This is a genomic window from Methylobacterium indicum (assembly GCF_017347565.1).
Taxonomy (GTDB): domain Bacteria; phylum Pseudomonadota; class Alphaproteobacteria; order Rhizobiales; family Beijerinckiaceae; genus Methylobacterium; species Methylobacterium indicum.
Map to the genome: position 1 here is coordinate 241,179 of NZ_AP024145.1, position 26,243 is coordinate 267,421.

At 72.0% G+C, this 26,243-nt stretch carries 26 protein-coding genes and 1 tRNA gene; 12 read left to right on the top strand and 15 right to left on the bottom strand.

Features of this window, described 5'->3' with window-relative positions:
- The first annotated feature begins 182 nt into the window (after window positions 1-182).
- Window positions 183-1,565, top strand: coding sequence for an MFS transporter (locus tag miv_RS01205; protein WP_048425673.1), 1,383 nt, complete (start codon window positions 183-185; stop codon window positions 1,563-1,565).
- A gap of 110 nt (window positions 1,566-1,675) precedes the next feature.
- Here the strand turns inward: miv_RS01205 and miv_RS01210 are convergent, their stop codons facing one another.
- Window positions 1,676-2,572, bottom strand: a complete 897-nt coding sequence (locus miv_RS01210; protein WP_048425672.1) for a GGDEF domain-containing response regulator — start codon at window positions 2,570-2,572, stop codon at window positions 1,676-1,678.
- 333 nt (window positions 2,573-2,905) lie between these two features.
- Here miv_RS01210 and miv_RS01215 point away from each other — a divergent pair, with 333 nt between their 5' ends.
- From miv_RS01215 to miv_RS01225, 3 genes are all read left to right on the top strand, one after another.
- A complete protein-coding gene (locus tag miv_RS01215) occupies window positions 2,906-3,553 on the top strand; it encodes a Maf-like protein (protein ID WP_058620061.1) in 648 nt (215 codons plus the stop codon).
- 19 nt (window positions 3,554-3,572) lie between these two features.
- Window positions 3,573-3,767: a DNA gyrase inhibitor YacG gene (locus tag miv_RS01220; protein ID WP_048425670.1), complete on the top strand. Its 195-nt coding sequence runs from the start codon at window positions 3,573-3,575 to the stop codon at window positions 3,765-3,767.
- A gap of 192 nt (window positions 3,768-3,959) precedes the next feature.
- Window positions 3,960-4,844, top strand: coding sequence for an SDR family oxidoreductase (locus tag miv_RS01225; protein ID WP_207181007.1), 885 nt, complete (start codon window positions 3,960-3,962; stop codon window positions 4,842-4,844).
- 290 nt (window positions 4,845-5,134) lie between these two features.
- Here miv_RS01225 and miv_RS01230 read toward each other — a convergent pair whose 3' ends face one another.
- Together miv_RS01230 and miv_RS01235 are read right to left on the bottom strand one after the other, a co-directional pair.
- Window positions 5,135-6,121 carry a PDR/VanB family oxidoreductase gene (locus tag miv_RS01230; protein ID WP_244748816.1) on the bottom strand — a complete coding sequence of 329 codons (987 nt, stop codon included), beginning with the start codon at window positions 6,119-6,121 and terminating at the stop codon, window positions 5,135-5,137.
- Window positions 6,122-6,125: 4 nt separating this feature from the next.
- On the bottom strand, window positions 6,126-7,226 hold the full coding sequence (locus tag miv_RS01235) for an aromatic ring-hydroxylating dioxygenase subunit alpha (protein ID WP_058620492.1): 1,101 nt from the start codon (window positions 7,224-7,226) through the stop codon (window positions 6,126-6,128).
- A 300-nt stretch (window positions 7,227-7,526) separates the two neighbouring features.
- On the opposite strand from miv_RS01235, the gene miv_RS01240 reads away from it, so the two are divergent.
- Window positions 7,527-8,432, top strand: a complete 906-nt coding sequence (locus miv_RS01240) for a helix-turn-helix domain-containing protein (protein ID WP_058620491.1) — start codon at window positions 7,527-7,529, stop codon at window positions 8,430-8,432.
- A 60-nt stretch (window positions 8,433-8,492) separates the two neighbouring features.
- Here the strand turns inward: miv_RS01240 and miv_RS01245 are convergent.
- A tRNA-Asn gene (locus miv_RS01245) sits at window positions 8,493-8,568 on the bottom strand.
- A gap of 83 nt (window positions 8,569-8,651) precedes the next feature.
- Entirely contained in the window at window positions 8,652-9,089 is a 438-nt protein-coding gene (locus miv_RS01250; protein ID WP_048425666.1) for a hypothetical protein, read from the bottom strand.
- Between the two features lie 248 nt (window positions 9,090-9,337).
- Here miv_RS01250 and miv_RS01255 point away from each other — a divergent pair, with 248 nt between their 5' ends.
- The 3 genes from miv_RS01255 (at window position 9,338) to miv_RS01265 (ending at window position 13,558) form a co-directional block, all read left to right on the top strand.
- On the top strand, window positions 9,338-9,694 hold the full coding sequence (locus miv_RS01255) for a hypothetical protein (protein ID WP_207181009.1): 357 nt from the start codon (window positions 9,338-9,340) through the stop codon (window positions 9,692-9,694).
- 3 nt (window positions 9,695-9,697) lie between these two features.
- Window positions 9,698-12,232 carry a PBP1A family penicillin-binding protein gene (locus tag miv_RS01260; protein ID WP_244748817.1) on the top strand — a complete coding sequence of 845 codons (2,535 nt, stop codon included), beginning with the start codon at window positions 9,698-9,700 and terminating at the stop codon, window positions 12,230-12,232.
- Window positions 12,233-12,596: 364 nt separating this feature from the next.
- Window positions 12,597-13,558 (top strand): IS630 family transposase gene (locus miv_RS01265; protein WP_207181010.1). Its coding sequence is split into 2 segments (ribosomal slippage): window positions 12,597-12,942 and window positions 12,942-13,558, totalling 963 coding nucleotides; the frame shifts between segments, so codons are not numbered across the junction.
- Between the two features lie 304 nt (window positions 13,559-13,862).
- On the opposite strand, the gene miv_RS33670 is transcribed toward miv_RS01265, so the two are convergent.
- From miv_RS33670 to miv_RS01280, 4 genes are all read right to left on the bottom strand, one after another.
- Window positions 13,863-13,997: a hypothetical protein gene (locus miv_RS33670; protein WP_280529461.1), complete on the bottom strand. Its 135-nt coding sequence runs from the start codon at window positions 13,995-13,997 to the stop codon at window positions 13,863-13,865.
- Window positions 13,998-14,095: 98 nt separating this feature from the next.
- Window positions 14,096-14,314, bottom strand: a complete 219-nt coding sequence (locus tag miv_RS01270) for a hypothetical protein (protein ID WP_207181011.1) — start codon at window positions 14,312-14,314, stop codon at window positions 14,096-14,098.
- A 172-nt stretch (window positions 14,315-14,486) separates the two neighbouring features.
- Window positions 14,487-16,601, bottom strand: coding sequence for a glycine--tRNA ligase subunit beta (glyS, locus tag miv_RS01275; protein ID WP_207181012.1), 2,115 nt, complete (start codon window positions 16,599-16,601; stop codon window positions 14,487-14,489).
- Between the two features lie 85 nt (window positions 16,602-16,686).
- Window positions 16,687-17,643 carry a glycine--tRNA ligase subunit alpha gene (locus miv_RS01280; RefSeq protein WP_207181013.1) on the bottom strand — a complete coding sequence of 319 codons (957 nt, stop codon included), beginning with the start codon at window positions 17,641-17,643 and terminating at the stop codon, window positions 16,687-16,689.
- A gap of 195 nt (window positions 17,644-17,838) precedes the next feature.
- Between miv_RS01280 and miv_RS01285 the strand changes: the two genes are divergently transcribed.
- The gene (locus miv_RS01285; RefSeq protein ID WP_244748818.1) at window positions 17,839-18,054 is read left to right on the top strand and encodes a hypothetical protein; all 216 of its coding nucleotides are present in this window, start codon (window positions 17,839-17,841) and stop codon (window positions 18,052-18,054) included.
- 103 nt (window positions 18,055-18,157) lie between these two features.
- Here the strand turns inward: miv_RS01285 and miv_RS01290 are convergent, their stop codons facing one another.
- The 3 genes from miv_RS01290 to miv_RS01300 form a co-directional block, all read right to left on the bottom strand.
- Window positions 18,158-18,718: a DUF2087 domain-containing protein gene (locus tag miv_RS01290; protein WP_207181016.1), complete on the bottom strand. Its 561-nt coding sequence runs from the start codon at window positions 18,716-18,718 to the stop codon at window positions 18,158-18,160.
- A 191-nt stretch (window positions 18,719-18,909) separates the two neighbouring features.
- A complete protein-coding gene (locus miv_RS01295) occupies window positions 18,910-20,385 on the bottom strand; it encodes a dipeptidase (RefSeq protein ID WP_207181018.1) in 1,476 nt (491 codons plus the stop codon).
- Window positions 20,386-21,558, bottom strand: a complete 1,173-nt coding sequence (locus miv_RS01300; RefSeq protein WP_207181020.1) for an acyltransferase family protein — start codon at window positions 21,556-21,558, stop codon at window positions 20,386-20,388.
- A gap of 160 nt (window positions 21,559-21,718) precedes the next feature.
- On the opposite strand from miv_RS01300, the gene miv_RS01305 reads away from it, so the two are divergent.
- Together miv_RS01305 and miv_RS01310 are read left to right on the top strand one after the other, a co-directional pair.
- Window positions 21,719-22,240: a hypothetical protein gene (locus tag miv_RS01305; RefSeq protein WP_048428121.1), complete on the top strand. Its 522-nt coding sequence runs from the start codon at window positions 21,719-21,721 to the stop codon at window positions 22,238-22,240.
- Window positions 22,241-22,343: 103 nt separating this feature from the next.
- Window positions 22,344-22,784, top strand: coding sequence for a DUF421 domain-containing protein (locus miv_RS01310; RefSeq protein ID WP_058619842.1), 441 nt, complete (start codon window positions 22,344-22,346; stop codon window positions 22,782-22,784).
- Window positions 22,785-22,791: 7 nt separating this feature from the next.
- Here miv_RS01310 and miv_RS01315 read toward each other — a convergent pair whose 3' ends face one another.
- The gene (locus miv_RS01315) at window positions 22,792-23,418 is read right to left on the bottom strand and encodes a 2-hydroxychromene-2-carboxylate isomerase (RefSeq protein ID WP_207181022.1); all 627 of its coding nucleotides are present in this window, start codon (window positions 23,416-23,418) and stop codon (window positions 22,792-22,794) included.
- A gap of 187 nt (window positions 23,419-23,605) precedes the next feature.
- Between miv_RS01315 and miv_RS01320 the strand changes: the two genes are divergently transcribed.
- Window positions 23,606-24,847, top strand: a complete 1,242-nt coding sequence (locus miv_RS01320; protein ID WP_048429208.1) for an argininosuccinate synthase — start codon at window positions 23,606-23,608, stop codon at window positions 24,845-24,847.
- A 79-nt stretch (window positions 24,848-24,926) separates the two neighbouring features.
- On the opposite strand, the gene miv_RS01325 is transcribed toward miv_RS01320, so the two are convergent.
- Window positions 24,927-25,268 carry a hypothetical protein gene (locus miv_RS01325; protein WP_048429209.1) on the bottom strand — a complete coding sequence of 114 codons (342 nt, stop codon included), beginning with the start codon at window positions 25,266-25,268 and terminating at the stop codon, window positions 24,927-24,929.
- 131 nt (window positions 25,269-25,399) lie between these two features.
- A complete protein-coding gene (locus tag miv_RS01330) occupies window positions 25,400-26,227 on the bottom strand; it encodes a biosynthetic peptidoglycan transglycosylase (protein WP_082173779.1) in 828 nt (275 codons plus the stop codon).
- Window positions 26,228-26,243 lie beyond the last annotated feature (16 nt).

The window sequence follows — 26,243 nt, forward strand, 5'->3', positions numbered from 1 at the left end:
ATCGTCCCCTCTGCGTCCGCCTTGCGCTCCGCGGACGGACATGAAATTGCGCACAATGCATTTCGATCGAGATTTACTTGACGCGATCGCCCTCGGTACACTCGCAGACAAACCAAGCTGACCCAATGCCGCCCGGATCCCGAAGGCGGCAACGGCCACACCAACCACAGGAGGAAACCCCGATGAGTGCCGTTCCGGCAGGACATCCCCACGACCGTCAGCAATCGAAGAAGGCCGCCGCGAGCGCCTGGATCGGCTCGGCGCTGGAATACTACGACTTCTTCATCTACGCGACGGCGGCATCGCTGATCTTCCCGCAGCTGTTCTTCCCGTCCAACAATCCGACAGTGGCGATCGTGGCCTCGCTCGCCACCTACGGCGTGGGCTATGTCAGCCGGCCGATCGGCGCCTTCGTGCTCGGCCACTGGGGCGACACCCACGGCCGCAAGTACGTCCTCGTCCTGTGCATGTTCCTGATGGGCTTCTCGACCATCGCGGTCGGGCTCCTGCCCACCTACAGCCAGGTCGGCATCCTCGCGCCGATCCTGCTCGTGATCCTGCGGCTGATCCAGGGCTTCGCCGTCGCCGGCGAGATCTCGGGGGCGAGCTCGATGACCATGGAGCACGCGCCGCTCGGCCGCCGCGGCTTCTTCGCCAGCTTCGCCCTGCAGGGCGTCCAGGCCGGCCAGATCCTCGCCGCCGCGGTATTCCTGCCGCTCGCCGCCTACATGCCGACCGAGGCGTTCAATTCCTGGGGCTGGCGCATCCCGTTCCTCCTGAGCTTCCTCGTCATCATCGTCGGCTACGTCATCCGCCGCGAGGTCGACGAGACCCCGGCCTTCGCCCAGGAGGAGAAGCAGGGCGAGGTCGCCCGCGCCCCGATCGTCGAGGCCTTCACCACCTCCTGGCCCGACATGCTGCGGGTGGTGTGCATGGCGCTGATGAACGTGATCCCGGTCGTCACCACCATCTTCGGCGCGGCCTACGCGGTGCAGGCGGCCTACGGCATCGGCTTCCACAAGGACGTCTACCTGTGGATCCCGGTGCTCGGGAACATCGTGGCGGTGATCGTGATCCCGATGGTCGGCAACCTGTCGGACAAGATCGGCCGCCGCCCGCCGATCATCGTCGGCGCGCTCGGCGCGGGCCTCCTGTCCTTCGGCTACCTGTACGCGATCAGCATCGCCAACGTGCCGCTGGCGATCGTGATGTCGATCCTGATGTGGGGCATCGTCTACCAGGGCTACAACGCGGTCTTCCCGAGCTTCTTCCCCGAGCTCTTCCCGACCCGCACCCGCGTCTCCGCGATGGCGATCTCGCAGAACGTCGGCACCGCCATCACGGCGATGCTGCCGGCCCTGTTCGCCACCGTGGCGCCCCCCGGCTCGGCCAACATCCCGCTCACCATCGGCTCGATCGCGCTCGCGATCACCGCGGTGGCGGCGGTCGCGGCCTTCTCGGCCCGGGAGACCTACCGCATCCCGATGAAGGACCTCGGCCAGCCCCGCGCGGTGCCGGTGCCGCAGGCCGAGTACGACCGGCTGCGCAACGAGGCGATGGCCTGACGGCGCCCGGCCCGGGCTTTGCCCGGGCCGACCGGGGACGAAGCGGGCCGGGCGCGGATGGCGTCCGGCCCGCTTCGTTTCCGTTAGAGCCCGTCCGCCACGCGGATGCCTCAGCTCACACGGTCGAGACCCTCCCCGGTCGCCGACACCACCTGGTTGCGGCCGCCCGCCTTGGCGGCATAGAGCGCCCCGTCGGCCCGGGCGAGCAGGCTCTCGAGGGTGTCGCCCTCGCTCCAGGCGGCGAGGCCGAGGCTGCAGGTGACCGGGATCGGTCCGCGCAGGCCCGGCACCCGCAGGCGGGCGCAGGTCGCGCGGATCCGCTCGGCCACCACGCCGGCGCCGCCGAGGCCGTGGCCGGGCATCAGCACGGCGAATTCCTCGCCGCCGATCCGGCCGGTCAGCGCCCCGGTCTCCTTGAGCACGTCGGCGACGGCGCGGATCACCCGGTCGCCGCCATCGTGGCCGTGCCGATCGTTGATCGCCTTGAAGCGGTCGATGTCGATCATCAGGGCGGTGAGAAGCTCGGGCGGCCGGATCGCCGCCAGGCAGTCCCTCGCCCGGCGCGTGAAGCCGTGGCGGCCGAAGAGCTGCGTCAGGCCGTCGGTGTCCGCGTCGCGGATCAGCCGGCGCTGCAGGCTCAGGCCCCGCTCGACCACCCGCAGGCGGGCATGCAGCTCCGCCGCCTCCGGCGGCTTGGGAATGAAGTCGTCGGCGCCGCTGTCGAGCACCTCGCCGAGGCGCCGTCCGGCCCGGTCGGCCGACATCGCGATCACCGCGAGCGGGCGGGTCGTGCCGGCGAGCGTGCGCAGGGACCAGCACAGTTCGAGGCCGCAGAGCGGCGCGACCTCGAGGCTGGTGATCACGCAGGCCACGTCCTCGTGGGCCGCCACATGGGCGAGGGCCTGCGCGGAATCGGAGAACGCATCGACCACATGTCCCCCCTCCGCGACGAGGCGGGCGACGATCTTGCGCAGGGTCAGGCCAGGTTCGACGAGGACGATACGCATCGGGGCCCGCGGGAAGGATACGGCCGCGCTCTCGCCCGGCCACTGGACTGCGATCCTCGCTCCGCATGGAGCACAGGACCATAAAGGGGAGTTAATCGATGCCCGACATCTCTGGTAGACGTCCTGTTTGTCCCCCATCGAACAGGCTAGATCGGGTTAGGCCGCGATCCCGCCACGGTCAAAGCTGCCTAATGCATACCGGATATCGGTCGGGTCGGAGCCGCACGGAAACCGGCGGTGGCGGCGCGGAACCGGCCCAGGACCCGCGACGCTGGATTTCGCCGGCCAGATAGGGCATCGGGCGCAGCATCCCCCCTCGCGACACGGCGCCCCATGACCGAGACCTCCCCGCTCCCGCAGGCCGCGCGCCCGAAGCTCGTCCTCGCCTCGGCCTCGCCCCGGCGCCTCGCCCTGCTGCAGCAGGCCGGACTGGAGCCGGACGCCCTGCTGCCGGCCGACCTCGACGAGGCGCCGCTCAAGGGCGAGAAGCCCCGCGACCTCGTGCGCCGCCTCGCCCGGGCCAAGCTCGACGTGGCGGCCGCCGCGGCGCGCGGCACCGGGGAACTCGGCCAGAGCTACGTGGTGGCGGCCGACACGGTGGTGGCGGTGGGCCGGCGCATCCTGCCGAAGGCCGAGGTGACCGACGAGGCGGCGGAATGCCTGCGGATGCTGTCGGGCCGCGCCCACCGGGTCTATACCGCGATCTGCGTCCTGGGCCCGAAGGACCGGCCGCGGGAGCGCCTGGTCGAGACCCGGGTGCGGTTCAAGCGCCTGTCCTCCCGGGAGATCGACGCCTATCTCGCCAGCGGCGAGTGGCGCGGCAAGGCCGGGGGCTACGCGATCCAGGGACTGGCCGGCTCCTTCGTGGTCAAGCTCGTCGGCTCCTACAGCGCCGTGGTCGGCCTGCCGCTCTACGAGACGGTCGGCCTGCTCGAGGGCGAGGGATACCCGGTCCGCGGCGCCTGGCGCGACGCGGGTTGAGGCACGACAGGAGGCGCAGATGACGACGCCCGACGACGACACGCCGAAGCAGGCCTGCCCGATCTGCGGCAAGCCGACGGCGCCGGCCTACACGCCGTTCTGCTCGAAGCGCTGCGCCGATGTCGATCTGCAGCGCTGGCTCAGCGGGCGCTACGCCATCTCCGGCCGCGAGGACGACGCCCTCGGCCAGGACGACGGCACGCACGAGGAGTGAGGCCCATGTCCGGACGACGACGTCCGGACCATGGCATCACGAGCCCGCGCGGCGCCCGGGCGAGGCCGAAAGCCGCCTGTGCGGGGCAATCGGCCGGATGTCGCGGGAGGGATACTGCGGGAGAGCAGGGAACGGCCGGGGGCCTCCCCGGTTGACGGCGGCCCGACACACCGCCCGCGAGGCCCTGCCCCCATGTCGTACGATTTTCCGAACCCGCTCACCAAGCATCCCCGCCCGCCCTTCGAGGCCCAGCCGCAGGGCTTTCCGGGCCTGACCGGGCGGATGAAGCCGGAGCCCGACCACGGCGAGGCGAGCTACAAGGGCGCCGGCAAGCTCACCGGCAAGGCGGCGCTGATCACCGGGGGCGATTCCGGCATCGGCCGGGCGGTCGCCATCGCGTATGCCCGCGAGGGCGCCGACGTGGCGATCTCCTACCTGCCCTCCGAGCAGGGCGACGCCGAGGCCGTGGCGCAATGGGTCGAGAAGGCCGGGCGCTGCGCCCTCCTGCTCCCGGGCGACCTCAAGGACCGGGCCTATGCCCACGAGATCGTGGCCCGCACCGCCGAGACCTTCGGCCGGCTCGACGTGGTGGTGAATAACGGCGCCTTCCAGCAGCCGAACCAGGACCTCGCCTCGATCGACGAGGACGTCTTCGAGGAGCATTTCCGCACCAACGTCTTCGGGGCCTTCTCGGTCACCAAGGCGGCGATGGCACACCTCAAGCCCGGCGCCTCGGTGATCTTCACCTCGTCGGTGAACTCCAAGCACCCGATGCCGTCGCTGCTGGCCTACAGCGCCACCAAGGGCGCGCTCAGCAACCTGGTGCTGAGCCTGTCGCAGCTCCTCGCCGAGAAGGGCGTGCGGGTGAACGGCGTGCTGCCCGGCCCGATCTGGACCCCGTTCATCCCGTCCGGGATGGAGCAGGATTCGGTCACGTCGTTCGGCAGCCAGGTCCCGTTCGGGCGTCCGGGCCAGCCGGCGGAACTCGCCTCGGCCTATGTCATGCTGGCCTCCGACGAGAGCAGCTACACCTCGGGCGCGCTGGTGACGGTGGCGGGGGCGATGCCGGTTTTGTGAACCTGCCGGCCCCGGCCGAGGACGGCGGTCGAGGAGCGGCCGCGGCACTTCGGCTGCCCCCGCTCGAAAAGCGATGTCCAATCCAACTCGCGACCTCATCCTGAGGCGTTAGTCCATTGAAGATGGACCAACCTCGAAGGAGGGCTCCAGACGTCTCTCAGATCCCTGGACACCTCCTTCGAGGCTCCCTCCGTTCGCCTGCGATCTTCGATCGCCAACACCTCAGGGTGAGGTCGATGGCCGGATGGAAAATTATTGCGGCATCTGCCGCACCCTTCGAACAGCCCGGCTCACCCCGCCCGATCCGCCGTGTCGATCGTGATCCCGCCTCCGACGACGCGGGAGACGCAGGTGCAGAGCTGGGCGTCGGTCGCCTTCTGGGCGTCGCTGAAGAAGACGTCGCGGTGGTCCACCGTGCCGTCGGCGTCGAGGATCTTCACCGTGCACAGGCCGCACTCGCCGCGCCGGCAATCGGAGATCATGCCGACGCCCGCCGCCTCCAGCGCCTCGAGCATCGTCTGGCCGCGGCCGACCACGATCTCCTTCGACAGGCGCGGGATGCGCACGGTGAACGGCTCGGCGGGGTGGCGCCCGCCGGTGCCGAAGGTCTCGAAGCGCAGGGACTGCGCCGGCCGGCCCGACACCGTCCAGGCCCGGCGGGCCGCCTCCATCATCCCGAGCGGGCCGCAGATATAGGCCTCGCCGCCCGGCGCCAGGGCGGCGATGGCGGCGGGAAGGTCGATCCGCCCGCCCTCCGCGTCGGCGACGGTCTCCAGCCGGTCGCCGATCCGGGCCCGCAAATCGTCGGCGAGCGCCAGGTCCTGCCGGGTCCGCGCCGCGTAGAGCAGGCGGAACGGCGCGCCGGCCTGGTGGAGCGCCAGCGCCATGGCATGGAGCGGCGTGATGCCGATGCCGCCGGCGACGAGCAGATAGCCGGGCCGGCCATGGGTGAGGGCGAAGTGGTTGCGGGGCCCCGAGATGCCGAGCCGGGCGCCGGGTTCGAGCCCGTGCATGTAGGCCGAGCCGCCGCGGCTGTCGGGCAGGCGCTTCACGGCGATGCGGTAGAGACCGTCCGCCCCGGACTCGAGCAGCGAGTAGGAGCGGGTATCCGGCCGCTCGCCGATCATCACCGCGACCCCGAGATGGCTGCCGGGCGACGCCGGCGCCACGGCGCCCAGGGGCTCGATCTCGAGGAGGCGGATGTCGGGCGTCAGCGCCCGGGTGGCGCGCAGCCGCGCGGGACGCCAGTCGGTCGGCGCGATGTCGTGCGAATTCACGGCGCTACTCCGCCGCCATGCCGGCCGCGGCCGGATCCTTCACCGCCCTCCCGGCCGGCCCCCTGCCCTCGGCCGCCATCATCCCGTCGATCAGGCGGTGCGCCCACAGGGAGCCGGCATCGATGTTGAGGTTGTAGAAGGGCTGGCGCGGCTGGCGGTCGATCGCCCGCTGCTGGGCCTCCAGCACGTCGTGGTCCTGGTCGTAGACGCCCTTGCCGTCGTTGACGTGAGCCAGGGTGAGGCGCTTCGTCAGTTCCTCGTCGTCGGTGCGGAAGCTGCGCACGAAGTTCCAGAAATAGTGGCAGCTCGTCGCGGTCTCCGGCGTGATCGCCGCCAGGAAGAAGCCGTTGACGCCCTGAGACCGGTCGCCCCGGCGCGCCCCGGTGCCGGCGAGCGCCACGCCGACATCGCCCGCCACCACGCTCGGCGCCTCGAACCGGATGATCTGCCAGCGGTCGACATGGCCGGGCCGCCCGAGGTTGCGCGCCCAGAACGGCGGCGGCTCGATGCCCTCCATCCAGCGCTCCACGGTGACGCAGGTCTCCGTATGCGTCACCTCGAACGGGCTGCGGGTGATCGCGTCGTCGCCGATGCTGCCGGCATGGACGTAGGTCTCGTGGGTCAGGTCCATCAGGTTGTCGATGACCAGCCGGTAATTGCACTTGAGGCCGTAGAAGGTGCCGCCCTCGCCGACCCAGGGCGCATCGCTGTTCCAGTGGAAATCCGGCACGAGGTCGGGATCGGCGAGCGCCGGATCGCCCATCCAGAGCCAGACCAGGCGGTAGCGCTCCACCGCCGGGAAGGCGCGCACGCAGGCCGAGGGATTGATGGTCTCCTGGGCCGGCATGTGGGTGCAGCGGCCGGCGGCGTCGAAAACGAGGCCGTGATAGCCGCACATCACCTGGTCACCCTTCAGGTGGCCGAGCGAGAGCGGCATCAGCCGGTGCCAGCACGCATCCTCGAGCGCCGCCACGCCGCCGTCGGTGCGGCGGTAGAGCACCACGTCCTTGTCGCAGATCCGCCGCGGCGTCAGGGCCCGGCCGATCTCGTGGTCCCAGGCCGCGGCGTACCACGCATTCAGGGGAAAGCCCGTCGCCTCGGTCATCGGTGTCTCCTCCCAGGGTGCCTCTCGTCCCGGCCGGTCTTGATGCCGTCCCGGGTCGCTCGGGTGCGCGCGACTTGACCGTTTCGGGCCGGCGCGGCGGGTCCGGGGGACCGCGCGCCGGGCCGCCGGCCGGTGTTGCGCCGCACACAGGTTTCTCCTGCCGGATCAGCCGCTTGGAACCGGTCCGGCTCGGGTGTGAGACGCTAGCGGCGCCCGTCGTCCCGGGCCATGGACGGGCCCCGAAATTCCTTGGACGGATCCGGCGCGCTCCCGTAGCCTCGCGGGCGGGAGGACACGGCGATGCAGGTGCGGCGGGAGCGGCCGATCCCGGTCTTTCGCCTGTACGGCGAGACCGCCGAGGCGACGGTGCCGGGCTTCGTCCATGCCGAGCGGATCGGCACCAGCGCGGCCCTGCACGACTGGGAGATCGCGCCCCACCGCCACGGCGCCCTGTCGCAGGGGCTGGTGATCACGAAGGGCACCGGCGCGCTGTCGCTCGATGCGAGCCGCGAGGAGTTCTGCGCGCCCTGGCTGGTCTGGGTGCCGTCCGGCGTGGTCCACGCCTTCTCGTTCCGGCCCGGCACCGACGGGGTGGTGCTGTCGCTCGCCGACGACTTCCTCGCCGCCGTGCTCGATCCCGACCCGGAGGCGGGCCGGCTGCGCGCCACCGCCGAGGCGACGTTCAGCGGCCGGCCGGGCTCGCCGGAGGAGATCGACCTCGACCTGGCCGGCCTCGTCCAGACGCTCGCCCGGGAGGCCGCCGGCGCCCTGCCGGGAGCGGCGAGCGCGGTGGCGGCCCTGGTCAAGCTCCTCGTCGTGGGGGTGCTGCGGACCCGCGCCGCCCGCTCGATCACCGAGCCGGCGGCGCTGGCGCGGGCCGACCTGCATCGCCGCTTCCGGCGCCTCGTCGAGATGCACCTGCGCGAGGGCTGGCCGATCGCCCGCTTCGCCGCCTCCCTGGGGGTCACGCCGGACCGGCTCCACGCCGCCTGCACCGAAGCGGTGCGGCGCTCGCCGCAGGGCATCCTGCACGATCGCCTGATGCTCGAGGCCAAGCGCAGCCTGATCTACACGACGCTGCCGGTCTCGAAGATCGCCTTCGACCTCGGCTTCAACGATCCGGCGTATTTCTCGCGGTTCTTCGCGGCGCGCGCGGGGTCGAGCCCGGCGACGTTCCGGCGCGAGAACCGGAGCGGCGAGATTTGACGATCCCCCGGCCGCAGAAGCGTCGCCGCGAGATCGCATTCGATTTTCAAGGAGAAGGAGTGGCTCCCCGAGTAGGACTCGAACCTACGACAAGGCGATTAACAGTCGCCTGCTCTACCAACTGAGCTATCGGGGAATGCCGGTCGGCGCTCGCGTTCGGGCGCCGACGAGGGGCTTCTTAGCCAGTTCATTCGGGCCGCGCAACCCCGATGTCGCGCGTCAGCGCGGCGGGCAGGCCGAGGCGAACGGGCCGACCGTCAGGTCGCCCTGCCGGGGAGCGTTGAGCACGAACGGCTCGGTGCCGCCCTGGCCGAACCCCATCAGGCCGAGATCGTAGTAGCAGCGATCGAGGACCGCCGTGAACGTGTAGCTGTCCTGCGCCACCGGGGGGCCGACCGGCACCAGCCGCCCGCGGGGGCCCCGGGCGGCACAATGGGCGGCGATGTCGACCCGGCCCGGGGCGAGCATGCGGATCGCGCGCGAGGAATGCGGCGGGATGCCGACGCTCGGGCCGCCGTTGCGGCTCGCCACCGCGAAGTAGGGTGAACGGTTGACGACGCGCCGGACGCAGCCGGCCTCCGCCGCGCTGCTGATGCCGCCGGCGAGCAGAGCCGCCGCCGCCGACCACAGATAGAGCCGCTTCACGCCCGGCCGCATGGCTGACCTCTCCTTGACCCGTCCCGCGCATCGCCCGCGTGACAGGAGAACACCTAACGCGCCGCCCGGCTCCGGCCAGGCTTGCTGCGTAGAGGCCCGCAGGCCGCGGGGACCCGCGCATGCGCCTCTCCGCGGAACGGAACGGCAGAGCTTGGCGTTGAGTTCCGGTCGCGGTGGGACGACGGCCCTCGGCTGCCGCACCGCCCCTCGAACCGCCCGCCCCCTGGACCTCCCGCTCCGGAGCCCCGATGCGCCTACGTTCCCTGCTGCTGGCCCTCTTCCTGCTCGCCGGATTCGGCGGTCTCGCCGGCGCCTCGCCGCTGATGCCGAGCGCCGCCGTGACCACCGCCCTCGACCAGCCCTCGACGGTCGAGACCGTGCGCTGGCGCCGCCACCGGCACTGGCACCGGCGGCACTGGCATCGCCGCCATTGGCACCACCGGCGCCACTACCGCCGGCACTGGCATCACCGTCGTCACTGGCACCATCGCCGCCATTACGCGCGCCACCACTATCGCCGCCACAGGCATGTCGGCCGGCTGCATTTCAGCCGTCCGGCCGCCCGCCCGGTGCGCTGGATCGAACCCCGCCGCGACGGACGCTGAGCCGTGAGCGAGCAGCCGCCCGAACCCGGACCCGAGGGACGTCCCCGCGACTGGCTCGATCTCGGCGGGGCGGCCAAGCCGGTCGATCCGGGGGGAGCCCCGCAGGGCACGCCCCGGGGAGCCCCAGCCGCCGGGCGGTTCGCGGGGCTCTCCCGCGCCGCCGCCGGGTTCGGAGCCCGGATCGGTCCGGCGGCCCGTTCGGGATTCGCTCGGGCGCGGGCCGGCGCCGCCGGCCTCGCCGCACATCCCGCCACCCGCCGTGCCGCCGCCGCGACCGCGGCGGCCTGGCGGCCCGCCGCGGCCTTCGCCCGGCGGGTGCCGTGGCTGCGGATGACGGCCGGGGCGGCGGTCCTGCTGGTCGGCCTCGTTCTCGCCTACACGCTCTACGCCCTGGTGACCCTGCCGGTGAATGGCGGCCTCACGGTCGAGCCCACGGCCTCGGCCCTGGTGGTGCGGGCCGCCGACGGACAGGCCTTCGCCACCCGCGGCGTCATCAAGGGGGCGAAGCTCTCGCCCAAGGAGGTGCCGCCGGTCCTCGCCAAGGCGATCGTGGCGATCGAGGACCGCCGCTTCTACGAGCATCACGGCATCGACCTGCGCGGGCTCCTGCGCGCCGCCCTGCGCAACGCCGCCGCCGGCGGCACCCGGGAGGGCGGCTCGACGCTGACCCAGCAGCTCGTGCGCATGAGCTACCTGTCGCAGGACCGTACCCTGAAGCGGAAGGTGCAGGAGGCGGTGCTGTCCCTGTGGCTCGAATCGCAGCTGCCGAAGGACGAGATCCTCACCCGCTACCTCAACGCGGCCTATTTCGGCGCCGGCGTGTACGGCGCCGACGCGGCGGCGCAGCGCTATTTCGGCAAGCCGGCCAAGGACCTGACCCTGAGCGAGGCCGCCATGCTGGCGGGCCTCGTACGGGCGCCCTCGCAGCTCGCTCCCCACCGCAACCTCGACGGGGCGCGCGGCCGCGCCGCCCAGGTGCTCGACGCGATGGTGGAGACCGGGGCGATCACCGCCAAGGAGGCGGAGGCGGCCAAGGGCGCGCCCGCGACCGTACGGGTGCCGACGGAGACGCCGGTCGGCACCAACTACTTCGTCGACAACGTGGCCGATTCGGTCCGCGGCCTGATCGGTACCGGGCCGGCGGATGCCACGGTGCGCACCACCCTCGATCTGACGCTCCAGAACATCGCCGAGAGCGTGATCGCCCGGCGCCTCGACCAGGACGGCGAGCGGCGGAAGGTCTCGCAGGGCGCCCTCGTCGCGATGGCGCCCGACGGGGCGATCCTGGCGATGGTCGGCGGGCGCGACTACGCCGACAGCCAGTTCAACCGCGTCACCCAGGCCAAGCGCCAGCCGGGCTCGCTGTTCAAGCTGTTCGTCTACCTCACCGCCCTGCAGCAGGGCTACCGGCCGGACTCGACGATGGTCGACCGCCCGACCCAGATCGGCGAGTGGGAGCCCGAGAATTACGGCGGGCGCTATCGCGGCGCGGTGACCCTGCGCTCCGCCTTCGCCCACTCGATCAACACCGTGGCGGTCCAGCTCGCCGAGGCGGTCGGCATCCCGGCGGTGATCGAGACCGCGCGGGGGCTCGGCATCGCCTCCGAGCTGCCGAACCTGCCGAGCCTGGCGCTCGGCTCGGCCGAGACGACGCTCCTCGAGATCACCCGGGCCTACGCGGCGGTGGCGGCGGGCGCCGAGACCGTCGAGCCCTACGGCGTGCGCCAGATCCTCGCCCGCGATCAGACGCTCTACACGCGGCCGCAAACCGCCCCGGCCCCGGCCCGCGACCAGGCGGCGCGCACCGGGATGCTCGATCTTCTGAACGCCGTCATCCGCGAGGGCACCGGCAAGAACGCCCGAGTCTCGGTGCCCGCGGGCGGCAAGACCGGCACCACCCAGGACAGCCGCGACGCCTGGTTCGTCGGCTTTGCCGGCGACCTCGTGGTCGGGGTCTGGCTCGGCAACGACGACAACTCGCCGATGGCCGGCGTCACCGGCGGCGACATGCCGGCCCTGATCTGGCACGACTTCGTCACCCAGGCCCTCGCCGCGCGGGCCAAGGCCGGCAGGAGCGAGGCAGGCAAGAGCGAGGCCGGCAAGGCGCAACCGGGCAGGCCCGAGGCCGCCCGCTCCGCCCCGATGCCGCAGACGGCCAGCATCGCCGAGCCCGACATCGATCCGCGGAACGGACAAGATCCGGCCGGCCGGGATCTCGCGGGCCGCCCGGTGCTGCGGGGCTCGCCCGCGGTGGTCGATACCGGCACCCTCGATTTCGACGGGCGCACGGTGCGGCTCACCGGGGTCGAGGGGCTGTCCGGCCGCAACGCCCGCGAGCTCGGCCGCTACCTGCGCCGCCGCGACGTCGCCTGCGCGCCGGCCGAGGGCGGTGCCTATCGCTGCTCCCTCGACGGCCAGGACCTGTCCGAGCTGATCCTGTTCAACGGCGGCGGCCGCGCCAGCGCCGATGCGACCCCGGACCTGCTCGCCGCCGAGGAGCAGGCCCGCTCGAACCGGATCGGCATCTGGCGGCGGTGATCGGGACCGAGCCCGATCGCGGATACCGACGGCGGGCTCGTGGGTCTCTCGCCTTCGGTTTTCTTTGTCCGGGCAGGTCGTCCGGAAGACGTAAAGACGGGAGGAGCGCGGGTTTCCTCCTCTCCCCGCAGGCGGCAGGACTGTCCAAGGAAAGCTGTGGCGAGACTCCCCTCTCCAGGCGATGCCGGGCTTGCCCGGTATCGCTGCAAGGTGTGGGAGAGGGGCCGGGGGTGAGGGTGCTACGGTTCTGAATTCAGCACTAAGCGTAGAGCGGCCAGCACAACGGTCTGAGCTCTAGAGCGCTGTGCGATCGGCCTGCAACGGCCAAGTTGGTTAGGTCGTTGGTTGGCTGAAGGAGCCAGCGATGACCTCACCCTTGTCCGTCGATCTGCGTGAGCGCGTCGTGTCTGCCGTCCTGGCAGGCGCGTCCTGCCGCCAAGCTGGCGAGCGGTTCGGTGTCAGCGCCGCCAGCGTCAGTCGCTGGCACGCCCGCCATCTCCGGGACGGCCACGTCCGACCCAAGCCGATGGGCGGCGACCAGCGCTCGCACGTCATCGAGGCTCACGCCTCGCGGATCCTGAAGCTGTGCGAGAAGCGCGGCAACATCGTGCTGTCGGAACTGCGCGACGCCTTGGCCGAGCAGGGCGTCACCTCCAGCACCAGCAGCCTGTCGCGCTTCCTGGCCCGCCATTGCATCACCCGTAAAAAGGGGCTCTCCACGCCGCCGAACAGGACCGTCCGGACGTAGCGGAGGCTCGCCAGGCGTGGTTTGGGGGTCAACTCGACCTCGATCCGGACCGTCTGGTGTTCATCAACGAGACGGCAGCCTCGACCCGGATGGTGCGTCGCTACGGCTGGGCCCCGCGCGGCCAGCGCTGTCGCCTGCCGATGCCGTGCGGGCACTACAAGACCACCACCGTCACGGCGGCCTTGCGCACGAGCGGCCTGACGGCAACGGCGATCTTCGAGGGCGCCACCAACGGCCAGCGCTTCCTGGACTACATCACTGACACCCTGGTCCCGGTGCTCCAGCCCGGCGACACGGTGATCCTCGACAACCTCCAGGCCCACAAGGTAGCGGGCGTGCGCGAGGCCATCGCGGCGGCGGGCGCGCGGGTGATGTACCTGCCGCCCTACAGCCCAGAGTTCAACCCGATCGAGCAGGCCTTCGCCAAACTCAAAACCTTGCTGCGCACCGCAGCCGCGCGCACAGTCGAAGACTTGCATGCTGCGATCCGCCAGGCCTTCGCAGCCTTCACCCCGCAGGAGTGTCGCAACTACCTCAATGCAGCGGGCTACCAGTCAGACTGCTACGTTTCAGCCTGATCGGGCGCTGCTCTAGTCGGAAGCGTGTCACCCTCACCCCTACCCCTCTCCCACACGGGAGAGGGGATCCCGCGCCTGATTCTCAAAGGGGTTTTCCCCGGACAGCCCTGCGCTCATGCGGAGGGGGAACACACGCCTTGGACGGAGGTGGTGCGGATCGCCGCTCTCCGTCCGGGCCCCGCTCCGGAAGCGGACGGCCCACCCCGGGGGGAAACAGCACGGTCGCCGCAGCGACGGTGGTCCCGATCGCCACGACAAAGCGCGAGGGGGCAGCCGTTACGCTGTGCCTCTCGCGCGGGTCGCGTCAGATCAGCATCGCGTTGAGCGCGACCGTCAGGGCCGCGCCGACGACGGCGAAGCCGAGGATCGTGACGCTGCTGACCTGATCGACGGAATCGACGTCGTGGCCGGTGCGGTGTTCGGGGGCGTTGGCGTTCATCGGGCTCTCCTCATCGGGATATGCCGACCAACGTCCCTCGCCTCCTCCCGGATCGACCCCGCCCGCGCCGCATTGTGCCGCAGGAGCGGCAGCGGCGGTCAGCCGGCGTGCGGCGTGCCGCCCTCGTGGCCGTGGCTCGTGCCGACGACGCACAGTGCCAGACCGGCGATGCCGCCGATCGTGCCGAGCGGAGTCTGGTAGCGCCAGGAAGCGTAGTAGCCGGCGCTGCCGATCACGACGCCGAGCAGGGTGAGCACGATGCCGCGGGCCGAGGCTCCCGGCCTGTCCCGGTGCGGTCGGATGGCGTCCTGATGCATCGCCGAAAAACCCTCGCCGCGCCGTGTCGATCCGCCGGCCTCCCCCGGGGAGGACCACGGGAGCCGGGGGGCGGCCGCCCTCTCCCGCCAGGGAAACGCGGGAGAGGCCGATTGGCTCACGGCCTCGTGCCGACGGCCGGACTCAAAGGGAGGGCCCGGCCGCTCGCGAGGCTCAGCGGCCCTCGCCGCCGATGCGCGAGAAGTCCGCGACCTCCCGGGTCGCCGCCCGGAGGGCGTTGAGCAGGGCGAGGCGGTTGGCGCGCAGGGCCAGCTCGTCGGCGTTCACCGTCACCTTGTCGAAGAAGGCGTCGACCGGCGCGCGTAAGCTCGAGAGCGCCCGCATCGCCCCCTCGAAATCCTCCGTCGCGACTGCCCGGCCCGCCTCGGCACTGGCATTCCGCAGAGCCTCGGCCAGGGCCGTCTCCTCGGGCAGGGTCAGGAGGGCCCGGTCGGGCGCCGCGTCGTAGGCGCGGCCGTCCTTCTTCTCCTCGATGCGCAGGATGTTGGCGGCGCGGCGGGAGCCGGCGAGCAGGTTCTTGCCGTCCTCGGTGTCGAGGAAGCGGCCCAAGGCCTCGACGCGGCGCACCACCATCAGGAGGTCGTCCTGCCCGGGGAGGGCGAAGACGGCATCGATCAGGTCATGGCGGGCGCCCTGGTCGCGCAGGTAGACCTTCAGCCGGTCGGCGAAGAAGGCGAGGAGGTCGTCCGCGAAGGCGCCCGCATCCCGCCCGTGGCCGGAGGCCGCCGCGGCGATCTGCGCCCGCAGGGAGAGCCGCGCCTCGCTGGCGAGGACGAGCCGGATCACGCCGAGCGCGGCACGCCGCAGGGCGTAGGGGTCCTTGCTCCCCGTCGGCTTCTCGTCGATCGCCCAGAAGCCCACCAGCGTGTCGAGCTTGTCGGCCAGCGCCACCGCCACCGAGACCGGCTCGGAGGGCACCCGGTCGGTGGGCCCCAGCGGCTTGTAATGCTCCTCGATCGCCGCCGCGACCGCCGGGTCCTCGCCCTGCTCGACCGCGTAGTAGCGGCCCATCAGGCCCTGCAATTCGGGGAACTCGCCGACCATCTCGGTGACGAGGTCGGCCTTGGCGAGGCGCGCGGCGCGCTCGGCGAGATCCGGGTCGGCCCCGACCACCGGCGCCAGCGCCCGGGCGAGACCGGCGATGCGCGCGACGCGCTTGGCCTGGGTGCCGAGCTTCTCGTGGAAGACGATGCTCTCGAGCTTGGGCAGCCGGTCGTCCAGCCGGGTCTTGCGGTCGGTTTCCCAGAAGAACGCCGCGTCGGAGAGGCGCGCGCGCACCACCCGCTCGTTGCCGGCGACGATCGCCGCGCCGCCGTCGGAGGCCACCAGGTTCGAGACCAGGATGAAGGCGTTGGCCAGGCGCTCGCGCCCGTCGGGGCCGGGCGCCCCGCGGAGCACGAAGCACTTCTGGTTCGCCCGGATCGTGGCGCGGATCACCTCCGGGGGAATCGTGAGGAAGCGCTCGTCGAAGGCGCCCATCAGGGTCACCGGCCACTCGACGAGGCCCGCCACCTCCTCCAGCAGGCCCTCGTCCTCGACGAGGTCGAGGCCGCGGGCGAAGGCGAGGTCGCGGGCGTCGTGCAGGATGATGTCCTTGCGCCGGTCCGCATCGAGCACCACGAAGGCCCTCTCCAGGGCCGGCAGGTAATCGGCGAAGCGGCGCACCTCGATCGCCTGCGGCGCCAGGAAACGGTGGCCGCGGGTGGTGAATCCGACCTCGACGCCCTCGATGGCGAAGGGCACCAGCTCGGGCGTCTCGGTCTCGGGGCCGAAGCTCGCGACGATCGAGTGCAGCGGCCGGACCCAGCGGAGCGAGCCCGGCTCGCGCGAGGCGGCGCCCCAGCGCATCGATTTCGGCCAGGGGAAGCTCTTGACGATCGCCGGGATGATCTCGGCCAGCACGTCGATCGTCTCGCGGCCGGGCCGCTCGATCACCGCGACGTAGAACTCGCCCTTCTTCGGGTCGGAGACGATCTTGGCCTCGTCGAGGCTGGCGAGGCCGGCGCTCTTCAGGAAGCCCTGGACCGCGCCCTCGGGGGCGCCGACGCGGGGCCCTTTGCGCTCCTCGCGCACGTCCTGGCCGCGGGCCGGCAGGCCGGCGACGTGGAGGGCGAGGCGGCGGGGCGTCGCGAAGGCCTTGGCGCCCTCGTACAGGAAGCCGCGCTCGACCAGCGCGTCGGTGACGAGCTTGCGCAGGTCCTCGGCCGCGCGCCGCTGCATGCGGGCGGGGATTTCCTCGGAGAAGAGTTCGAGCAGCAGGTCGGGCATCGGGCGGCCTCGAGGCACTCCGTCGGGAGGGCCCGGAATCGGGAAAAGGGAGTCGGCGGGTGTGTAGCGCCGGGCGGCGCGGATGTCAGGCGGCCGGCGCTTCGCCCGCGAGCCCGCCCGCATCGGTGCGCCGCCAGGCCTCGCCGCAGGCTTTTGCCAGTTCGCGCACCCGCAGGATGTAGCTCTGCCGCTCGGTGACCGAGATCACCCCGCGCGCGTCGAGCAGGTTGAAGACGTGGCTGGCCTTGATGCACTGGTCGTAGGCCGGCTGCGCCATGCGGTGGCGTGGATCGTTGCTGTCGGGCCCCGGCTCGCCGGCCTTCAGGTAGGCGCGGCAGGCGGCCTCGGCGTCGCGGAACTGCCGGAAGAGCATCTCCGTGTCGGCGGCCTCGAAGTTGTGGCGCGAATATTCCTGCTCGGCCTGCAAAAAGACGTCGCCGTACGTGACCTTCTCGTCGCCCTCGCGGCCGTTGAAGTTCAGGTCGTAGACGTTCTCGACGCCCTGGACGTACATCGCCAGGCGCTCGAGGCCGTAGGTCAGCTCGCCGGCGACCGGTGAGCATTCGAAGCCGGCGACCTGCTGGAAGTAGGTGAACTGGCTCACCTCCATCCCGTCGCACCAGCATTCCCAGCCCAGGCCCCAGGCGCCGAGCGTCGGGCTCTCCCAATCGTCCTCGACGAAGCGGATGTCGTGCAGGCTAAGATCGACGCCGATGGCCTTCAGCGAATCGAGGTAGAGCTCCTGGAGGTTCGGCGGGTTCGGCTTCAGGATCACCTGGAACTGGTAATAATGCTGGAGCCGGTTCGGGTTCTCGCCGTAGCGCCCGTCCTTGGGCCGGCGCGAGGGCTGAACGTAGGCCGCCTTCCAGGGCTTCGGCCCCAGCGCCCGCAGGGTGGTGGCCGGATGGAACGTGCCGGCGCCCACCTCCATGTCGTAGGGCTGGAGGATCACGCAGCCCTGCGCGGCCCAGAACCGCTGGAGCGTCAGGATCAGGCCCTGGAACGAGCGGGTCGGCTGAAGGTCGGCGTCGGTGGCGGTCATGGGCGGGGGCTTGCGGCTCGGGCGGGGTCGGATCTCGCCGCGACCCTTGGGAACCGGCGGCGCCCGAGTCAAGCGGGCGTGCGCCCCCGCACGAATGCGAAGCGGGGCCGGAACCGGAAAACGGTCAAGCTCGTTGACAGTACAGAACGGAACACGGTGCTGCCGGATACGGCGCAAGACTAGGGGAGATTGTCCGTGACCCACCGCCTGACCTTGGTCGCCGCCGCCGCACTTCTCTCGCTGGTCGCGACCCCGCTGGTGGTCCGGGCCGGTTCGGACGCCCCGAAGGCCGCGCCGGCCCCCGCCGCGGTCGAGGCCGCCAAGCCCGCCGCCGCCGAGGCGCCCGCCCCCGCCTGCCGCATGGTGCGGGTGGTCTATGCGGGCTACGGCATGCCGGCCTGCGGGCGGTAACGGGCGAGGACGCCGGACACGCCGCCCCCGATCCCGAAACCGGCTGTCGCGGCTCCGGGATCGCGTCCGGTACCGGCGGAAAGCCGGGTTCATACGAGCGGGATCAATGCGCCGGGGCGCGCAGAAGCCGGATCAGCGCCGCACCCTCGGGCGATGGCGGCCGCTCGATGCGGCGATACTCGCGCCCGTCGGGCGTCCGCGTCATCAGCCCGATATGGCACATCGTCCGCCGCAGGATCGCCGGATCGCCGAAGAGGTGCAGCGCGGCGAGGAGCGCGCTGACCTCGCGCTCGTCGAAGCGGCGCCCGGCCGGGATCCTCGCCCAGATCGCCCACAGGCACAGGTCCTGGATCGACCGCTGCGCCGGCCAGCGCCGCAACCGCCCCTCGGGATCGAAGAAGCGGGCGGCGCGCAGGACGGCCCCGGTGTCGGCCCCGGTCTCGGCCTCGGAATCGGCGTCGACGGGAGGCTGCGGCGGGGCCGGCGGGCGACGATCGCCCCGGGCGCGGAACTGCTGGAAGTTGCGGTGGCCGGCGGCCCGCGCCAGCATGTTCAGCATCTCGACATGGCTCGGCGGGCTCGCCCGCGACGCCCACTGGGCGCGCAGCGACTTGGCCAGCGCCGACACGTCGCCGGTCGCGAAGGGAATTGGGTCTCTCGGCACGGTTCGTCTCCGTGTGCCGACCTGGGATCAGGTGTCGAGGGTCACCGGCTTTCGACGCGGCACGGGAACGAGAGCATGCCGAAATCAGAACGGCAGGTTTAGCTCCCCTGTGCGGGGCGGTGACGCCTGGGTGACTGCCGACCCGGACGCCATCGTAGCGGGTTCGCGGCGCGCGGCAAGCCGGCCGCGCCTTAGGCCGCGAGCCAGGCCCGGGCCACCCGCAGGTAGTTGCCGCCGAGGATGCCGGCGGTCTCGTCGGGCGTGAACCGCGCGAGGAGGTGGGCGGCGAGATCGGGCAGGGCCGCATAGTCCGGCAGGGCGCTCGGGCCGACGAGGCCCATCATGTCGGTGCCGAGCCCGACATGGTCCGCCCCGACCACGTCCGCCATGCGGGCGATGCCCTCCGCCAGCGCCGCGAGGTCGGGAAACAGGCTCGCGGGCGGCCACAGGCCGATGACGCCGCCGGTCGCCGCCACGATCCGGGCGTGGGCGGGCGTGATGCGGCGGGTCCAGGGCCGCGGCCGCGTGGTGAGCGAGGTATGCGAGAGGACGAGGGGCTTCGTCGCCACCTCGGCCGCCCGGCGCACCAGCGCCTCGGTCCCGTGCGCCACGTCGACGACGATGCCGAGGGCCTCACAAGCCCGGATCACCGCGGCGCCGAACGCCGTCAGGCCGCCATGGACCGGCGGCTCGGTCTGGATGTCGCCGAGGGCGTTCACCCGGTAATGCGTGAGCTGGAGGTGGCGCAGGGCCGCCCGCCGGTACGCGTCCTCGAGGGGGCCGAGATCGCCCTCCAGGAAATCCGCTCCCTCCGCCGCGACGAGGACCGCCGGGTCGGCGGCCCGCACCGCCGCGAGGTCGGTCGCGGTGCGCACCAGGCGCAGGCCCTGCTCGCGCACCAGGGCGTGCAGGCGGGCGAAGCCGCGCTCGGCGTAGGATCGCAGCTCGCCGGGCTCGGGCTCGCGGAAGGCGCGGATGCGGCCCTCCGGCGTCACCCGGTGGGTCGGCGAATCCGACACGATCGCCAGGCAGGCGACCGCGAGGCCGCCGGCCCGCATCGGCCCCGCCAGCGGCGTGAAGGGCGCGCGCCCCTCCGCCTGGCGCACCCGCAGCACGCGGCCGGCATGGCTGTGGCAGTCGATCGTCGGGCGTGCGGCCAGGAAGGTTCCGGCGGATGTGCGCCGGGCCTCGGTCACGGCCTCGGGGACGGGCGCGACCTCCTGCGCGACCTCCTGCGCGGCGGCCGCGACCGGCAGGCAGAGGAGCGAGGCCGCCACCACGAGGCCGCGGCGGGACAGGCCCCGATTGGAGAGGCCCGGACGAGGCGACGCGCCGCCGGGCACGACCACGGCCGCCTCGAGCCGGTAGCGCCAGCCGCACGGGTCGTCGTGCAGGCGGCGGAAGAGGCCGCGCAGGGTCACCGCCCGGCCGTCGAGCGGGACGGGCGCGTCGGCGACGATCTCGATGCAGGCGGCCGGATTGCCCGGCAGGCAGCCGCCGCAGCAGGCGGGCTCCGGCACCAGCAGGCAGTAGCGCGCCTCGGCCGCCTCCGTCGCCGTGACCGGCCACCCGGTGACGGTGACGAGGCCCGCATCGGCCCGGTCGGCGGAGCCGTCGAGGAGCGCGGTCCAGGGCAGGGCTGTCGCGGGAGGGAGTGTCGCGACCATTCAGAGCCTCCGTCCGACGAGAGGAATCCGCCGCAGCACCGCGGCGCAGGTCCAGCTGCCCGCGAGCGCGACCGCGAACACCGTGAGTCCCTTCGCGACGGCACCGGCCTTCAGGCCGAGCAGGCCGTCCTGCATCCAGGTCACCACGGGATAGTGCAGCAGGTAGATCGCGAAGCCGTTCGCCGCGAGGCTGTCGAGGACCGGGCGCCGGCCCCCGGCGAGGCGCAGACAGACCGCCGGCAGAGCGAAGCAGGCGGCCGCGCAGAAGACCACCTGCACCGCGCCGACGAGCGCCAGCGCCGCCGGAGCCGGCAGGTGCAGGGCCCGGCCGAGAGAGGGCGCCGCGAGGAAGGCCGCACCGGCCGCGACCGCGAGCGCGACCCAGAGCCCGCAGCGGCCGGCGAGCGCCCGCCCGAACCCGGCGACCGCCGCCCCGCCGCCCCGTCCGAGCCAGGCGCCGGCAGCGAAGTAGGCGGCGTAGAGGCCGATCCGGCTGCCCTGGACGGCGAGGGGCCCGATCGCGAACCAGCGGAAGGGACCGAATGCGAGGAGGAGGGGCAGGAAGGCGACGGCGGTGACGGCGACGAGGACCGCGAAGCACCGGCCCGGGCCCGGCGATCGGGGCACGGGGACCGGGCCGCGCGAGGCGCGGGCGAAGGCCAGGGCGGCAGCGGCATCGAACAGCAGCAGCACGCCGATGAACCAGGGCGGCCCGCTCGGCCACGGCCCGGTCGTGACCGTCGCGCGCCAGAACTCCGAAAAACCCGGTGCGCCGCCGGCCTGGAGATAGGAGGGATAGTAGGCGAGCGGCATCAGGGTCGGCGCGGCGACGCAGAACGGCAGGCCGAGGCGTGCGAGCCGCCCCCGCAGGTAGGCCTTCGCGCCGTGCCGCGCGAGGCCGTCCCGGACGAACAGGCCCGAGAGCCCGAACAGCAGCGGCATGAAGAAGCCGTCGTTCACGGCGACCACGCGGTCGAACCCGATCCAGCGCGTGGGATCGACGATCGGCGCGGTCGACAGGGCGTAGTGGGCCCGGTCGACATGGCCGAAGGTGCAGTAGGCCAGCACTGCGTGGTGCAGCACGACGAGGCCGACGACGACGCCGCGCATCCGGTCGAGCGCGACGAGGCGCCCGGCCGGCTCGGCGCGGGGAGTGCGGTCGGTGCCTGGCATCGTCGCGGGGCCGGTTGACGCAGCGTCCCGTTGTAGGCCCGGCCCGGGCGCGGGACCAGCCGCGCCGCGCATGATGGCCGGATGACGCCGGGGCACTATGTCGAAGTCTTGCGACCCGGCGAGACGCTGCCGACGGGGCGCCCGCGACGAGAGGGTCCCCGTGAAGGTCATCCATGACGATCCGCCGATGCGCGAGGAGATCGCCGCCGGCTTCTATCCCGGCTTCGAGGATCGCTGGCGCCGGGCGGAGCTCGCCGGACGCTGGCTGATGCTGGCCTTCGTGGTCGTCTGCGCGCTCGGCCTCCTCGGGCGCGGGCCCCTCAGCGAGCACACCCGCTCCAACCGCGACGGGTCGATCGTGATCCACTACGAGCCGGTGGCACGCTTCGGGGCGCCGACGATCGTGCGCCTCGACACCCGGGTGCCGCCCGGCGGCGACCAGGTGGCGGTGACGATCGCCAAGGAACTCGTCGACCTGTTCGGGCTCGAGAGCATCACGCCGCGGCCGCAGACCTGGCAGGTGGCGGGGGGCAACATCCGCCTCGTCTTCCCGGTGATCAAGGGCGAGACGCATGCGGTGATCCGTTTCACCGGCTCGCCGAGCTTCCGCGGCGCCGTCGACCTCACCGCTCGCCTCGACGAAGGCGAGACCCTGTCCTGGTCGCAATTCGCGGTGCCCTAGAGCACTTCACGATCGCATTGCAATCGCGAAGCGCTCTAATTCATTGTTTTGTCGCATTTTCTGCGACGAACCGGTTTCCACTTCGTCGGAAAATGCTTTAGCGATGAACACCGTCCTCAAGGCCGCGGCGGCCTACATCATCGTGCTGTTCGTGATCCGGCTGATCGGGCGCCGCACCGCGAGCCAGCAGGCGCCGATCGACATGGTGGTGCTCTTCCTGTTCGGCGGCCTCTCGGTCAGCGCCGTGCTCGGCGACGACCGCTCCTTCGTCGGCGCGATGAGCGCGCTCTTCACCGTCGGGCTGATGCACGTCGCGGTGTCGTGGCTGAAGCTGCGCTTCGTCTGGTTCGAGCGCATCGTCGACGGCACACCGATCGTCGTCTTTCGCGACGGCCGCTGGAACGAGACCGCGATGCGCCGCCTGCGCATGCAGCAGGCCGACATCCGCACCGCCGCCCGCCAGGAGAAGCTCGACGACCTCGACAAGGTCGCGGTCGCCATCGTCGAGCGCGACGGCACGGTGTCGATCCTGGAGAAGGAATAGGGGGTTTTCAGCGCAGGCCCGCCGGCCGCTCCCCCACCGCCCAGGCGAGCGCCTGCTCCAGCCGGTCGTTGCCCCAGAACAATTCGCCGTCCTCGGTGAGGAAGGTCGGGGCACCGAACAGGCCGCGGGACTTCGCCTCCTCGCCGATCGAGCGCAGGCGGCCCTTCACCGGCTCCTGGGTCGAGGCGCGGATCAGCGCCGGTCCGTCGAGGTCGAGGCCGTTGAGGAGGTTCGAGACGGCGGCGGGCTCGGCGATCGACTGGCCGCGGGCGAACTCGGCGTCGTAGACCGCCCGGACGAACGCGCCGATCCACGGCTCCTCGGCGCCGTGGACCGCGACCCGGGTCGCCGCCAGGCTGTTCTGGGGAAAGCTCTCGGGCCGCACCACCGGCGGCAGGCCGAGGCGAGCCGCCTCGCGGGCGAGATCCCGCCACATGTGGCGGCCCTTGGCCGGGTAGAGGTTGAACGGCGAGGACGTCCACCCTTGCGCGGCGAAGACCGGCCCGAGCAGGAACGGGCGCCAGCGCAAGGTGACCCCGGCCGCCTCGGCGAGCGGCTCGATCCGCATCGCGGCGAGGTACGAATAGGTCGATGCGAACTCGAACCAGAATTCGAGCGTAGGCCGGCGCGGCATCGCACCCCTCCGTATGGCTGTGCCGGCACCTTCGCGTCCGCGCGCCCCACTCACAAGCGCCGGTCCGGGCGTCGCATCGCCACGGGCCGGAGCGAGGAGTTCGGCAACGCGGTTGCACGCGGCCGGGCCGGGCTGTTAAGCCCCGGCGCGTTCGCTCAGTTCCCTTTTCGCTCGAGGCCCGATCCGCATGTCCGACCAGCCCCAGAAGCGCGTGAAGAAGGTCGTGCTCGCCTACTCGGGCGGCCTCGACACCTCGATCATCCTCAAGTGGCTCCAGACCACCTACGGCTGCGAGGTGGTGACGTTCACCGCCGATCTCGGCCAGGGCGAGGAGCTGGAGCCGGCCCGCAAGAAGGCGGAGCTGCTCGGCATCAAGCCCGAGAACATCTTCATCGAGGACCTGCGCGAGGAATTCGTCCGCGACTACGTCTTCCCGATGTTCCGGGCCAATGCCCAGTACGAGGGCATCTATCTGCTCGGCACCTCGATCGCGCGGCCCTTGATCGCCAAGAAGCAGATCGAGATCGCCGAGCGGGTCGGGGCGGATGCCGTGTCCCACGGCGCCACCGGCAAGGGCAACGACCAGGTCCGGTTCGAGCTCGGCTACTACGCGCTGAAGCCCGACGTGACGGTGATCGCCCCCTGGCGCGAGTGGGATTTCCGCTCCCGCGAATCGCTGATCGCGTTTGCCGAGCAGCACCAGATCCCGATCGCCAAGGACAAGCGCGGCGAGGCGCCGTTCTCGGTCGACGCCAACCTCCTGCACGCCTCCTCCGAGGGCAAGGTGCTGGAGGATCCGGCGCAGGACGTGCCCGACTACGTCTATTCGCGCACCCTCTCCCCCGAGGAGGCGCCCGACACGCCGACGATCATCACCATCGGCTTCGAGCGCGGCGACGCGGTTTCGATCGACGGCGAGACGCTGTCGCCCGCGACCCTGCTCGCCAAGCTCAACGAGCTCGGCCGCGCCAACGGCATCGGCCGCCTCGACCTCGTCGAGAACCGCTTCGTCGGCATGAAGAGCCGCGGCATGTACGAGACCCCCGGCGGCACCATCCTGCTGCCGGCCCACCGGGCGATCGAGTCGATCACCCTCGACCGCGGCGCGGCGCATCTCAAGGACGAGCTGATGCCGCGCTACGCCGAGCTGATCTACAACGGCTTCTGGTTCTCGCCGGAGCGCGAGATGCTCCAGGCGCTGATCGACAAGAGCCAGGAGATGGTCACCGGCACGGTGCGGCTGAAGCTCTACAAGGGCGGCGTCCACGTCATCGGCCGCGAGAGCCCGAACTCGCTCTACGACCAGGACCTCGTCACCTTCGAGGAAGGAGCGGTCGCCTACGACCACCGCGACGCGGCGGGCTTCATCAAGCTCAACGCCCTGCGCCTGCGCACGCTGGGCCAGCGCAAGCGCAAGCTCGGCGCGTAAGACAAAAGGCCCGCTCCGGCGACGGAGCGGGCCTCGGATACGAACGATGCGGCCGGCGCGACGCCGGCCGCGCTGCGTCTTACGCCTCGTCCTCATCGTCGATGTCGACCAGGAACAGGATGTCGACGTCGTCCTCCTCGTCCTCGTCGTCGGTCTCGCCCTGGCTGTCATTGGCGGCCCGGGGCTCGTCCTCGTCCTCGAAATCCTCGTCGTCCATCGAGTCCTCGAAGGTCTCGATCTCGTCCTCGGTCGCGGGGCGCAGCTTCAGCGACTCGACCTTGCCCGTCCACAGCGGGCGGCCGTCGCTCTTCATGGTGCGCAGGTCGTCCTGGAAGCCCTCGACCTCGAGAAGCTCCCGGGCCCGCTCCTCGTTCGACCGGATGATGGCGACGGCCGTGCCGTCGATCTCGAGAGTGAACATCGTGCTTCCCTTTTCAAGGGCCGCGCCGCTCGGGCGGGCGCGGCCGTGTTACGGGGGGAAAGGCCGCCGCGCCAGCCCCGTTGCGGGCGACCGCGAGGGAAAGTCGCGGGTGGGTGGGCTGGTTCGCCGGCTCAAGGCCGCACGCATTGGGCCAGCGCGCCGATCCCGGCCGTCCGCCCCTGGATGCGGTTGGCGATCGCCCGCAGGGCCCGGGTCGGCCGGCGCGGATTGCGCAGGATCGGGTTCGGCAGGGTGGCGACGAGCAGAGCCGCCTCGCCCTTCGTGAGGTCGCGGGCGGACTTGCCGAACCAGTGCCGGGCGGCGGCCTCGGCCCCGAAGACCCCCTCCCCCCACTCGGCGACGTTGAGGTAGATCTCCATCGTCCGGCGCTTGCCCCAGACCACGTCCACCATCAGCGCCAGCGGGATCTCGAGGGCTTTTCGCAGGTAGGAGCGGCCCGGCCACAGGAAGACGTTCTTCACCGTCTGCATCGTCACCGTCGAGGCGCCGCGGCTCGGGCCGTCCTCGTCGTCGACGACGCTCCACAGGGCGTCCCAGTCGACGCCGCCATGCAGGCACAGGCGCTGGTCCTCGGAGGCGACGACGCCCTGGACGAGGGCCGGGGCCATCGCCTCCAGCGGCACCACGATGCGGCTCACCGGCTGGAGCGTGACCCAGCGGCCGAGCATCAGGGTTGAGGGCGGGGTCAGCGCGCGATAGACGAGCGCCAGGACCAGGACGAGGACGACCGCCATGACGGGCACGAGGAGCACGGCGCGCAGCACCCGCCGCCCGCGGGCCCGCGTCGCGCTGCCGGCGACCGGCGCGTGGGTCGGCTCCAGGCGGCGCAGCGGCCGCAGGACGTTCCCGTCCCGGCCAGCCCCGTCGCGGTCCGCCGTGACGCGCGGCTCCTGAATCCGACCCTCCTCTCGGCGTGCCCGTCGATACGAGGACACCATGACGTCAACGCGGGCC